The organism is Aliivibrio sp. 1S175 (assembly GCF_001690985.1).
GTDB lineage: Bacteria > Pseudomonadota > Gammaproteobacteria > Enterobacterales > Vibrionaceae > Aliivibrio.
In genome coordinates this window covers 150756-164072 of record NZ_MAJS01000079.1, presented here as the reverse complement: position 1 = coordinate 164072, position 13317 = coordinate 150756, and the positions used below count along the sequence as shown (strand labels likewise).

Genomic DNA, 13317 nt, shown 5'->3' with positions numbered 1-13317 from the left:
TTATTACTCTTCACTAAACAGATCGCCACCGTGCATGTCGATCATTTCTAATGCTTTACCGCCGCCACGAGCAACACAAGTTAGGGGCTCTTCAGCAACAACAACTGGAATTCCCGTTTCTTCAGTAAGCAAACGATCTAAATCACGAAGTAGTGCACCACCACCCGTTAATACCATGCCATGTTCAGAAATATCAGAAGCTAGCTCTGGTGGACACTGCTCTAGTGCAACCATCACTGCTGAAACGATACCTGATAGAGGCTCTTGAAGTGCTTCTAAGATTTCGTTTGAATTTAATGTAAAGCTGCGAGGAACACCTTCTGCAAGGTTACGGCCACGCACTTCAATTTCACGAACTTCATCACCTGGGTAAGCTGAACCAATTTCGTGTTTGATACGCTCTGCTGTTGCTTCGCCAATCAAGCTGCCGTAATTACGACGTACGTAGTTAATGATCGCTTCATCAAAACGGTCACCACCAATTCGTACAGATGAAGAGTAAACAACACCATTTAGTGAGATAACAGCAACTTCTGTTGTACCGCCACCTATATCGATAACCATTGAACCTGTTGCTTCTGATACAGGAAGACCCGCACCAATTGCTGCCGCCATTGGTTCATCAATTAAGTACACTTCACGAGCACCAGCACCTTGTGCTGATTCACGGATTGCACGACGCTCAACTTGTGTAGAACCACAAGGAACACAAACCAATACACGTGGGCTTGGACGTAAAACACTGTTGTCATGCACTTGTTTGATGAAATGCTGAAGCATTTTCTCTGTCACATAGAAGTCAGCAATAACACCATCTTTCATTGGACGGATAGCAGAAATATTACCAGGAGTACGACCTAGCATTTGTTTCGCCTCATGACCAACAGCTGCAACGCTTTTCGTAGATCCATTACGGTCTTGACGAATAGCAACTACTGATGGTTCATCAAGAACAATGCCTTGACCCTTTACATAAATAAGTGTGTTGGCAGTACCTAGATCAATCGATAGATCGTTTGAAAACATGCCACGAAGTTTCTTGAACATAATCTTCGTATTTCCTGAAAACGTGAGAATAAGATAAATATATCTAAATGTACCAATGCCTAGCCTAATCAGCAAGGCATTGGTTAATAATCCTGAAGCAAATCAGGATATTTATTAATATTTTAGTTAGAAGTACCAATTATGTTACTTTCGCCACGAAATAAAATGCGATCATTTCCGCGGTAAATACCAAAGGTAACGACAGTTGATGGATCTTCATCACCTTGACCTCGCCAATTGTATTGTAACCAAGGCTGTTCCTCATTCGACCCAGAAACACCCTGACAGTTCACATTCGATCCCCCTCCTATTGAAGAAAGAGGATCTAAACATAGCCAAAATCGTACTTGTTCACGTAAAATACGGCTATCAGGTTCTGCAATCAAAGAAATCGAGTCGTTCCCATTCACGATAACCCCACGACCAACCAATTTAGATGAACTCTGCTTCGTTGGATCTGGCCATATAGTTTGCTTCTCATGTTTTTCACCATCAAAACTCGATTTACTATCAGTATCATTAACAACAAATCGACCACCATTCCAGAACTCAACGCGCAATGGAACAATGACACTTTGACCGGCTGATGTCCCAACACTGTCTAGCACCATTCGACCATAACGAACTTTAGGTTGTGATAATAATTCTTGCTCTAGTACTTCTTGGGTTTTATCAAAAGAAACGGGGTCAACACCGCTTATCGCTAAATTCAATGCCGTTGTTATCGCATTAACGCCATCATTAAAAGGACCATCAGCGGTTGTCGTTATATTACCAGCCAGCGTTGATGCACTTTTTCTTGACCAAATAACACCTTTTGAAAGGTCTGGTGTTTCCCAAGTCGCATTACTCCAATGGGTATTATCTAAATCGGAAGACGCAATATTTAACCGTTCATTATAATCACCAGTTAATGAAAAACTGGCTTTTATGCTTGTATCAAACAACCCATAGTTATTAACGGTCGTATCACTCTCAGAATAGGCCGTAACAGCAAAGTTTACGTCATCAAAAGGCTGTGCCATGTAGGTATAAGTTCCTTCCGAAGATCCTTGCTTTTCAGGGTGATCCCACAATGTATCAGTGATAGTGAAATAGGCTGGATAGAACCGGCCAATAGAAAGATCACCAAACTCAATCCCCCCTAGAATCCCATCATAAAAAATAGGACTTAAGGCTTCAGATTTAAATAAAATACTTCCAACCTCTGAGTAGGTCATATTATTAAATTCGTAATAGCTATCCCTACCGACACCTACGTAAACATCATTATTAATAGGAACTAATGGCGCTAAAGTGCCTTTAACTCCATTAGTTGGAGTACTTAGCTCATATGATGGTGATATAGATGAAAAAGGAGCTGATGATTTAAAGAAATTTTGAGTCACAGGGAGTTGACATAAATCAGTTGCGGTACCAAATCTCACTGGTTTCACCTTTACAGAGAACCTTTCACCAGCAGCAACTAACGCAGAACCACCAGAACTATCTCCATCGACAGCGATATCACTACAAATAACAAGTTTCCAAGGACGAGATTCGACATTGACGGTTGTTGATAATAAATCAGAATCCACAGGGTAATCATTACAATCAAAATTAGGCGGGCAAATAAAATTTGGATCACTCAAGGTAAAATGAATCGCGCCCGCTTCTTGGTACATTAAGCTTGTTGATGCTTTACCTTCATCAAAAATAAGTTCAATTTTGCTTGGGTTAGTTTGACCCGAAAGTTCAAAATCCGTACGAATACCATCACTTTCCGTTGGTTGAATGAGTTTATAAGAAGATACGTCTAATCGCTTTGTTCCTTTGTAATTTTTAACTATACCAATCTCATCATTACCACAAGCTAATACGACTATGTCAAAAAAATGCGATTGATTTGCGATGACTTTTGTTGCTGATGTCTCGAACATATAAGGAACATAATGTACTTCACCTTCATCAGTTACATTTGAATCACTTTGTAAACTGGCCTTAACGACAATATCTTCTATCTTCTCCTTATTTAATTTTGAAAATAATAATGTCACTTCACCGTTGTTGTCAGTAATTAAATCTGAACTTAAGAGTGTAAGTTTTGATTCATCAAATTGAAGGGTTATTCTTTTACCAATAACTGGCGTTGGAGTGCCTGAATCGGTCATAACTAAAACATTAAATTCAACGTCATTACAAACTAAACTGTATTTTTCTTTTGGGGTTATCGTAAGTATATAGTTTTCACTAGGAGGAGATGCATTACAGATATCGTCTGAAGAGCTTATTGGGCATGCGGGTTTATCTATACAGGTTGTGCTATCTATACCACAATATAATGTTGTATTTAGATAATCATAAATATTAGCTTGAGAGGATACAACACCACACACTTCACTATTTTTGAGGGTCACTTTACCAAAAGAATTAATAGCATCTATTTTTGCATATATCTTATTGTTATCGTTTTCAACTGATACACTGCCACCTATAGAAGTGATTGTTCCACACACTAATACTTCTTTTAGTTTTGCATTACTGTGAGCCATAATATTACCAATGACTTGATTATTATTTTCTTCGATAATCACCTCACCGCCTTCACTAGTAACATCTCCAAATACTTTCGTATTTTTTAATTTAACATTACGGAGTGCTTGGATATTTCCATCGATTTCATTATTATTTTCTTCAATAATAATATCATCTCCGTGGCTGATAACATTTCCAATGACTTTGATTTTTTTTAATTTAATATTACTTTGAGCTTGAATATTCCCATCGATTTCATTATTACTACCTTCAATGATGACCTCGCCACCTGCACTAATAATACTCCCAACCACTTTTACATTTTTTAACTTAATGTTCCGTTGTGCAATAATAAAACCATAAATTTCATTACCGTTTCCTTCAATGATGACTTCACCACCGAGAGAGTTGATATGAATCGGCTGCTCATTTGTTCCTATTTTATTACTATCAAGCTTTGCACTGCCATTAGATATCAACTCTACATCCATTAAATCTACATTACTTACAATAACAGAATCGTTTTTCTGAAGAATTAGCGCACCCACACATCGATAGACGTTCCCGGTTAAAGAACCATTACAAAGAGAAACAGTAGGATCAGATAAATCATAAACTTTTGCTGTTGTAGTAAATGATAAAAAAAATAATATAAAGAGTAACTTCCTCATTGATGTATCTCCTTCGCCCATACTTCTTGAATGCGCATTACTTCATTAATTCCTGAACCGCAAATAGCTCTACTTTTTATTTGAAAATATTGAATCGTTTCGCCATGGTAAGTTATTTCCGTCATATCACATGTAACACTAGGGTTGTGACTGCATCCACTATTTGCTAAAGCCATATTCGGATTTCGTTCAATCCCATCACAAATTGAATCATCAGCCCCCGATAGTCCTAGCGGAAAGAGCTGAACCAAACCCCATTCAGCACCAGAGTGCGCTAAAAACCAAGCTTGGGTTCCTAAGACTTCTTTTGAAACCGTATCTGAATTACTGGTTTCGACCTTCAATAAATTTAATGATAAATAGCCAATAACAACCATAACGACAATAGACATGATTAGCAGGTTACCTTTTTGCTTTGCTTGATTACGGTACATTTATCACCTGCACATCATGTTGATATTCGGTTGTTTCACCTATACCACTTTCAAAAACCAATACCATTCTAAGCATAGAGTTGCGATGCACAGATGCTGCCTCAAAAACAAATCGACCATTGTTAATATGATCAGCCAATTGAATTGTCACATTTTGAATCCTTCGTTCTACCTTGCCATTACCAATGCAATAAGTAATCGTTTCAGGTTTATAGATAAAAGCACGGCCAGAAACTGAACTTGAAATAAAAGCAGGATTATTAATGGTAGAAAAGGCAAGGGTTGATACCCCACCAGAAACAGAAATTGAATCAATCGTAACGTAACGAGACCCGTTGACTGCCATTAAGTCATTTTGGCTACTTGGGTTAATCGTAAGATTTAGACCAGCAACTACATCCGTCTTATTAGAGAGTAAAACCGTATCTATTTGCTTTTCATTAAACTGCGGTAACGCTAAATAAAAAGCGCTTGCCTCTACAGGAATAAAACTAACACACTCTTGAGAACTTGATATTTCAATACTATTCGGTACCGCATGACGCAGCTCTCGACTCAGTTTTTCAATAACAAACTTTGCCTGCATTTGATTATCTTGCCGATCAATACTGTCGTTATAACTTTGAAAGCCGAGTTGCAGCGTATTACTCGCAGCAAGTGCAACAATACCCACAACAACAATGGTTAAAATTAATTCGATTAAGGTAAACCCATTCTTTCTCTTCATTAATAATTCCCCTTATAAGCACTAAAGGTATATTTCGCGTATTCGCTCGCATGAAGGATGACATCGATTTTTTTAAACGGTGTAATTTCAGTATTAGAAGCATCAATGTCGGTATACGTTACTGTAATTTCTACGGTAAAGTTCTTATATTCATCCGCGCTAGTGACATCTATTAATTGATTTAATTGGTATGACGGTAAATTACTTGATGAACATATTGAGAGATCTCCCCAGCAACCAATAAAGTCATCCACATCATTAAATGAAAACGATGTTAGATCTATCTCTTCTCTACCTAGCGTTTCCGTACAAGTAATTAATTTATCATCGTTATCCTTTTCCCCACATCGATATTGCCCACCGCTAGGATCGCTATGTTCATCGAATTGCCGACTTAATATATCTGTCATCACTGAATGCCCAAGCGCAGCACCTTGTGCTTGATAGGTGGCTTGATGAGACGTCGTTGAAGAGGTAAACACGCCAGAAATCAAGACTGATAATGCAAAACCTAAAATCACAATACCGATGATTGATTCTATTAAGGTCAACCCTTGCTGATAGGTAGATTTCAAATTCATAGTTGGCATCCAGTATCTTGAATAGAACGATAAATGAACCCTTCACGGTTAATACAGACTGAGCGACTCTCATTAGAAGAAGGCGTTGTAATCGTTATTCTACAATCCTTGTCTATGCATAATGTCGAACTCGCTGATGATGTAGCAATACTTGGTCGGCCTAATAAATCAAATGACAATCCAGAAATAAGCACTTCCGTGTTTACTGAATTAAAATCGTAGCTTAATTGAATTAGCTCTAATTGCTGTTGGTTCGTATCTTTAGAATAATCAGAAAGTGCCGCGCTAGACATGCCTTGCTGTTGACAAGATTGAGACACGCCAAATTGATTCGTTGCCATAAAAATTGAACGGCAAGAATTACTCTGATAAGACGTATTTGTTTGCATTGCTGCAATTTGAACGTGGCGTAAGATTGATATAACTTGCTCTTGCGCTGCTGCCGAAGAAAAACGGCTCGCTCCCATGTATTTACTGGAGGTATAAATAGCAATAATCGCTAGAATGACGATCACGACAATCAGCTCAACCAATGTGAAACCTTTTGTTTTTATTGGTTGTTTTTGTAGAGATACTGCGAGGGGAAAAGTCATCATCCGTTACCTTATTGTCTCCTGTTACTAGGATAACGAAATTTATAGAGATAGCGAGATTTTGTTAATTTTAGATACAAAAAAGCCAGCGGAGATCGCTGGCTTTTGAAAATTATTTTAGATTAACATTTATCATCACGGACTAAAACAGTCACACCAGAAGATACAGTTGTAGCTTGGGCATAATTAACATAACAACCACTAGCATTTGTCCAACCAGTTGTTGACTGACCTTTAAATGTATAAGAAATACCACCAGAAACGCTAGCGGCACTTACAACATCCCAATCAGCAGTCAAACCAACAACAGCCGCTTCAATACCTGCTGACGTTGCCATTGGGTAACCATAAATAGTAGCAATACCATCGACATCTGTTTCTGAAGTTGCCGTCTCTACACCATTAATCGCCGCTTTACCATAAACAATACCAGAAGCTCCTGACATTGCGCCTTTTAGACCTTGCAGTGATGACTTACGCGCATCTGATTGCAGGTTAAGGAATTTAGGTGCTGCGGTTACTGCTAGAATACCTAGAATAACGATAACAACTACCAACTCAATAAGTGTGAAACCACCTTGTCTTTTCATGCTACTTCTCTCTTTTATTATAAATATGATGGTACTTAAATGGTGCCATCGTTGTTGTTAAAACTAATTATATAAATATGATTTATCTTATTTATCAATTAACACGATTTAGAAAATTAAATACGCATTAATTATTCAAATTATTATTGCAGCGTTACCACTACACGGCCGGATTCAGGTTCATAAGTAAAGAAATGACCTTCGTTCTCTTGCTGTGTGTATTTACATTGATTACGACTATTATCAATAACAACTTCAGCTAAATATTTCGCTTTATTATCGTTAATATCATCAGTAACGTACGGTGCATTTTGTAATAACATTTCCATCAATAATATGCATTCTTTGGCGGTTAATGCTGTTGGATAACTGCCAGTGTCATTGCCATCTAAATCTTCACGGGGAGAGATTGGGTAGCCGGGACGAAAATCGGTTTGATTCGCCTTTGATGGGTCAGTTAACCAAAACTCAGTACCATCGTAACTCACTGCATTGTAGTCATTGGTTCTCGGGCGAGCTTCTGCTTCCCATTGTGCTCTTGCAGAAAGAACAGCGGTAGCATAACCACCAGCAACTCCCTCAATACTTGCTTTTTTCGCTTCAAGACTAACATCTAAAAATCGAGGCAGTGCAACGGTAGCCAACAAACCTATTACCACTATCACTATCACTAGCTCAACCAGTGAGAAACCTTTTTGGTACTTCATAATAATGCTTCTCTCTCTTTCTATTTTCTTTCTGAATTGTAAGGGATTTTACATAAAAAAACACAGCGTTCGTCAAAAAAATGCCAACTTAATTATTATTCAAAAAACCGACGTTAACCTTAAATACACCATTAACCAACATTACGGAAATTACTTTACCATTCGACATACTATACTTACAGCCGAATCGTAACATATCCGCCTTTTTTTTCGACACATGAATAAAATCTGTATAAATTTTTTGTTTTTCTGGTAACAAAATATATAACCACTTCTGACAATCTAATTCATTATCCTTAAGTGTGATCGGCCAGCCTAATGGGGTAAATGTAATGTCTACATTATCTTTAACAATTGATTTAGGCTGCCCATTTACAACCCAGTAATTTTTAAACTCATTCGCTGATGACAATATTTCTCGGCTACTCATTAGTAAGGCGGCGTCTTCAACTTCAGGTTCCATTTGTTGCCATTGATATAAAATAATGGCCACAAAGATAAGAACAAGGCCGCCCCATATAAAACGGGTTGCAGACATAACTATGACCCTTTTACGACATCTAACATATTCCACATTGGTAAGAAAATACCCAATGCTAATATTAAAACCATACCCGAAACGATAAGTAATAATAAAGGCTCTATTCTTGCCGTTAATGTTTTTAAGTCGTAATCAACTTCACGATCATAAAAATCAGAAACTTCTAATAACAAATCATCTATCTGTCCCGTTTCTTCACCCACCGCGATCATCTGTTCAACCAAAGGAGTAAAGATACCACTTTGCATCGCCGTGACTGACATACTCGTACCTGATTCAATGCCACTTTTCATTTCAAGCAATCTATTTTCTAAAAACTTATTTCCTAACGATTCAGCAGAAAGTGAAAGCGATTGATTCAGTGGAACACCCGATTTAAGCATTAATGCAAACGTTCTTGAAAAACGAGACATTTGCGCGCGAGTCACAATATCTCCCACAATAGGAAAACGTAATCGACACTTATCCCACGTTTCTCGTCCTTTGGGTTGGCTTACCCAAGCCTGAAATGCAAACAAAGCTGCTGCCATTCCTGCGATTAAAAAATGCCAATAATTAACAAAGAAACTCGACGTCGAAATTAAGATGCGTGTTGGTAATGGTAAATCAACACCAAAGCGAGAAAACATACTAGCAAATTGAGGGATCACTTTTATATTCAACACAAACATAGCTAATAAAATAAACGTAAGAACAAATATTGGGTAACGCATTGCCGATTTAATTCGCTTGCGCGTTTCCATCTCTTGTTCATAATAATTAGCTAATTGCATTAATGCTTGATCTAAGCGGCCTGTATTTTCGCCAACATGGATCATAGAAACAAACAAAGAACTAAATACATGAGGATGTTGCTGCATGGAGACCGACAAACTACGTCCATTAGTTAGATCTGCAGTCACTTCTTCAAGCGTATTTTTTAATAATTTATTATTACTGTTTTTCGCCAAACCATTCATTGCGCGCAACAACGGCACTCCAGCTTTAGTTAAGCTGTACATTTGACGACAAAAAATAACCAACACTTCAAGTGGGATCGTTGGTTGAAACCACTTTTTCCAATCAGTTGCCTTTGAATTACCACCAAACTTATTTGCTTTAATTGATGTAGGGATCACTCCATCATTCATCAATTGTTCTGCTGCCGATTCTGGAGAGACTGATTCGATAGAGCCAGATACTTTCTCACCACGACGGTTTCGTCCGTTATATTTAAATATTGCCATGATTTATGCCTACATTAAGATTGGCTGATGTGACGCGGCATTATCGCCCTCACCTAGTACCATGACTTCATCAAGACTTATTATGCCATTCATAGCAAGCTCCATTGCTGATGCTAAAAGTGGTTTATACTCTGGGTTTTGACGCGCTTTTTGTGAAAAACCAACGGCATCATTCGCTCTCAACGCATCCATCATAGGCTGATCTAATTCTAATAATTCAAAGACACCAATACGTCCACGATAGCCTGTTAGATTACAACTTTGACAGCCATAACCTCGTTGAAATGGCACTGATACTTGATTAGGAAAACGTGTTTGCACCCATTGTTTACGAGCCTCATCCAGAGGGTCTACACCAGAACATTCAAGACACACTTTCTTTACTAATCGTTGTGCTAATACAGCACGAACAGCACTAGCAACAAGATAACCCGGCGCGCCCATATCCATCATACGTAACGCACTGTCTATGGAATCATTGGTATGTAATGTTGATAATACTAGATGCCCTGTCAGCGCTGCTCGCAATCCAATTTCTACGGTTTCTTGATCTCGCATTTCACCAATTAAAATTATATCTGGATCCTGACGTAAGAAAGTTCTCAAAATTTTCGAGAAAGTGAGATCAATCTTGCTATTCACTTGAACTTGATTGATTCGAGGCAAGCGGTATTCAACTGGATCTTCCGCGGTAATTATTTTCTTACTCGGCTGATTTAACTCACTCAATGCACTATATAAGGTCGTTGTTTTACCCGACCCAGTAGGGCCAGTAACCAAGATCATGCCATAAGGACGACGTAATTGTTTACGAAAGCGTACCAAAAGATGCTCAGGTAACCCTGAATATTCTAATTCACGAACCCCTGATGTTTGGTTAAGCAAACGCATTACTACCGATTCGCCATATTGTACTGGCATAGTAGATAAACGAATATCCACCGATTGTCCGCGAGATTTAATATTAAAACGCCCATCCTGAGGTAAGCGCTTTTCTGAAATGTCTAAATTTGCCATCAATTTTAAACGAAGTACTAAAGCTGATGCGATATTCACTTCATTGAGTAGCGTTTCATGCAATACACCATCAATACGTTGACGTAAGCGTAGTACTTTATCATCGGGTTCGATATGAATATCGGACGCCCCAACTTGAATTGCATCTTCAAATAATGAGTTAATGAGTTTTACAACAGTAACTTCGTCATTATCACTATCTGAAATTCCAAAATTAAAATCATTGCTATCTTGATGCTCTGATTGTAACTGCTCTGCAAAAGAGGCTATTTCTTTGGTTCGACGATAAAAGCGATCAAAACTATCTACTAACTGCCTTTCTGAGGCGATCACCATTTCAATTTGATATTGTTGCAGCTGAGAGAATAACGCCTCTTGAGCTGAGAGATCGGCAGGATCACTCATGGCAACTCGAATCGAGTTTCCTTGTTGGCTCAAGACTAAAGCTCGTAATCGTCGAGCATGAACTTCGGGCAACAATTGCACTGCTGCAGCATCAATATCAGCTCGGTTCAAATCAACCAAAGGCACATCTAATTGTTGAGATAGAAAAGTAAGCATTTGTTTTTCAGACAAGAAACCTAATTGAATTAAGGTTCCACCCAGCTTTCGGCCTGTTTTTTTCTGCGCGAGTAACGCTTGCTCAATTTGCTTTTCAGTGACAATGTTTTCTTCGACTAATAAATCACCAAGTCTTTTTCTTAACTTAAGACGCATTATTTATTCCCCTCCATTGTCGCTAATAGTTTTATTCTATCTCTTACAAAAACCAAAGATGAACGAGACAATCCTGGCTTAATTAACGCCGTTTGATAAGCCTCGTACGCTTGCTGTATTTTCGCTTCTCTTTCATAAACAATCGCTAAACCCAACCACCAACGACCATTTTCAGGCTCTTTCTTTATCAGCATTTGATAGCTTTCATTTGCCAAATCCATCAATTTTAGTTTTTGCGCTAAGCCACCACGGGTCGCTAAATAATCCACATTAGCATCCAGAGGAATATATTCTAATACCGACAATGCCGCCTCTATTTGCTCTTCTTTTTGTAATAAGCTGGCTAATGCCAAACGTAAACTAACGCTATCCTGATCGAGTTTAATGCCTTGCTGTAATATCGCTGCCGCTTCTTGTACTTCTCGTTTCCCATAAAGTAACGCGGCTAATTTTTTACGTGATTCTTCATCGCTAGATTGATATCTTAAAACGGTATAATATTCTTTAATCGCTTCTTTAAAGTCCGATCTATCTAATGCTTTTTTTGCAGCATCTCGGCTTTTTTGTGCTAAGTCAGAAGGCAATAACTCTACCTCTTCAACTTGAAAATCTTGAGCTTCTTCGTCTCGAATGGTTGGCGGTATAATTGAGGACTGTTTAGTCTTAGGTGTGTTTATACCTGTATTAGTTGCCATTATTATTGGTTTAATAGCTTGTACTGCTTGTTGCTCTGGTTTGTTTTCTGGAATCGCTTTATGAGCGGTTAAGGAACTTAGTGTCGTATCGGTATAAATAGCACTCACTTCTTTTGTTACATTTTTTTGTGTCGGTGACGTCGATGCAAGTAACGATTGTGTAGAAATGGCACCAGAACCAGAAGCAATAGATTGCTCCATATTATTTGAGGCGACCAATTCAGGTGAATGATTAAAGGTAGCCCATCCAATTAGAGACAATGAACTAACCACTCCCACGGCAAAGAAAAATGGAGCCTTAAACCTTGATTCTATATTTGGAACATGTGCTGGAGATAGCCCATTTTTAGGCCCAAAATTAGTGTCTTTTTTTGTGATATTGAGTAAGGCTTTATTTGTTGCACTCACGATGATCTCCAGCCCCAAAACTTGGGGAAATAATACTTAGGTTTTATCGCATCTATTGTATCTAAAATCGCATTAAATACTGATTTTGATGACACTACATCTAACTGTTCAGCAAAAGAAATAAGTAATGATTTATGGCATATTTGATTAATAATACGTGGTACACCATTACTTGCTCGCCAAATTGCTTTCATTTGAGAAAGAGTAAATAGGTTATGTTCACAACCAGACTTATTCATTCGATATTCAATATAAGCAACAGTTTCACTTACATTCAATACACGTAACGTTGCAGAAAAAGTAATTCGTTGTCTCAACTGGCGTAAATGATATTGCTTTAATCTTTCATCTAACTCGGGTTGTCCAAAAAGAACAATTTGCAGTAATTTACTATAATCAGTTTCTAAATTACCAAAGAGGCGTAGTGTTTCTAAAGCTTCATCAGACAACGCCTGTGCTTCATCAATAAAGACAACAACCGCTTTTCCTTTCGCGTGTAAATCAATCAGTTTTTCATGAATACGGTCTGTTAGCGCGATTCCATCACCATCCTGCTCAAGCCAAAGCTCTTTTGCTAGTGCTTGACGTAATTCATACCCATTCATCACTGGATTAGGTAAATAAAGCAGTTCAACATCAATCGGAAGCTGGCTCATGAGCATTCGACATACCAATGTTTTTCCTGTACCTATCTCTCCTGTGACTTTAATTATCCCTTCACCCATCGATATTGCAGACAGCACAATCTGAATTGCCTCATAGTGAGGCAACAATCCATGAAATAAGGAAGTGTTTGGGGTTAAAGTAAAGGGAAGTTGCTTTAAACCAAAATGTTGCTCATACATGACT

13 protein-coding genes are annotated in these 13317 nt (G+C 38.1%); all 13 read right to left on the bottom strand.

Annotation, left to right across the window (positions count from 1 at the left end; all coding sequences use genetic code 11):
- Window positions 1-3: 3 nt before the first annotated feature.
- Window positions 4-1047 carry a rod shape-determining protein gene (locus A6E06_RS15900; protein ID WP_065594122.1) on the bottom strand — a complete coding sequence of 348 codons (1044 nt, stop codon included), beginning with the start codon at window positions 1045-1047 and terminating at the stop codon, window positions 4-6.
- Between the two features lie 122 nt (window positions 1048-1169).
- Window positions 1170-4232 carry a DUF6701 domain-containing protein gene (locus tag A6E06_RS15895; protein ID WP_065594123.1) on the bottom strand — a complete coding sequence of 1021 codons (3063 nt, stop codon included), beginning with the start codon at window positions 4230-4232 and terminating at the stop codon, window positions 1170-1172.
- Window positions 4229-4666 carry an MSHA biogenesis protein MshP gene (locus A6E06_RS15890; RefSeq protein WP_065594124.1) on the bottom strand — a complete coding sequence of 146 codons (438 nt, stop codon included), beginning with the start codon at window positions 4664-4666 and terminating at the stop codon, window positions 4229-4231. Before A6E06_RS15890 ends, A6E06_RS15895 begins: the two co-directional genes overlap by 4 nt.
- A complete protein-coding gene (locus tag A6E06_RS15885) occupies window positions 4656-5393 on the bottom strand; it encodes a type II secretion system protein J (protein WP_065594125.1) in 738 nt (245 codons plus the stop codon). The genes A6E06_RS15890 and A6E06_RS15885 overlap by 11 nt, the downstream gene beginning before the upstream one ends.
- Complete coding sequence (locus A6E06_RS15880; RefSeq protein ID WP_065594126.1) at window positions 5393-5974, bottom strand: type II secretion system protein; 582 nt, start codon at window positions 5972-5974, stop codon at window positions 5393-5395. Before A6E06_RS15880 ends, A6E06_RS15885 begins: the two co-directional genes overlap by 1 nt.
- Window positions 5971-6570, bottom strand: a complete 600-nt coding sequence (locus A6E06_RS15875; RefSeq protein WP_065594127.1) for a prepilin-type N-terminal cleavage/methylation domain-containing protein — start codon at window positions 6568-6570, stop codon at window positions 5971-5973. The genes A6E06_RS15880 and A6E06_RS15875 overlap by 4 nt, the downstream gene beginning before the upstream one ends.
- Before the next feature lie 119 nt (window positions 6571-6689).
- The gene (locus A6E06_RS15870) at window positions 6690-7157 is read right to left on the bottom strand and encodes a prepilin-type N-terminal cleavage/methylation domain-containing protein (RefSeq protein WP_065594128.1); all 468 of its coding nucleotides are present in this window, start codon (window positions 7155-7157) and stop codon (window positions 6690-6692) included.
- Between the two features lie 143 nt (window positions 7158-7300).
- Window positions 7301-7864: a prepilin-type N-terminal cleavage/methylation domain-containing protein gene (locus A6E06_RS15865; protein WP_065594129.1), complete on the bottom strand. Its 564-nt coding sequence runs from the start codon at window positions 7862-7864 to the stop codon at window positions 7301-7303.
- Window positions 7865-7952: 88 nt separating this feature from the next.
- Entirely contained in the window at window positions 7953-8402 is a 450-nt protein-coding gene (locus A6E06_RS15860) for a type IV pilus, mannose-sensitive hemagglutinin protein MshF (protein WP_065594130.1), read from the bottom strand.
- 2 nt (window positions 8403-8404) lie between these two features.
- The gene (locus A6E06_RS15855) at window positions 8405-9631 is read right to left on the bottom strand and encodes a type II secretion system F family protein (protein WP_065594131.1); all 1227 of its coding nucleotides are present in this window, start codon (window positions 9629-9631) and stop codon (window positions 8405-8407) included.
- Between the two features lie 9 nt (window positions 9632-9640).
- Window positions 9641-11365, bottom strand: coding sequence for a GspE/PulE family protein (locus A6E06_RS15850; protein WP_065594132.1), 1725 nt, complete (start codon window positions 11363-11365; stop codon window positions 9641-9643).
- Window positions 11365-12468, bottom strand: a complete 1104-nt coding sequence (locus A6E06_RS15845; protein WP_176703440.1) for a lipopolysaccharide assembly protein LapB — start codon at window positions 12466-12468, stop codon at window positions 11365-11367. Before A6E06_RS15845 ends, A6E06_RS15850 begins: the two co-directional genes overlap by 1 nt.
- The gene (locus A6E06_RS15840; protein WP_065594133.1) at window positions 12465-13313 is read right to left on the bottom strand and encodes an ExeA family protein; all 849 of its coding nucleotides are present in this window, start codon (window positions 13311-13313) and stop codon (window positions 12465-12467) included. Before A6E06_RS15840 ends, A6E06_RS15845 begins: the two co-directional genes overlap by 4 nt.
- Window positions 13314-13317 lie beyond the last annotated feature (4 nt).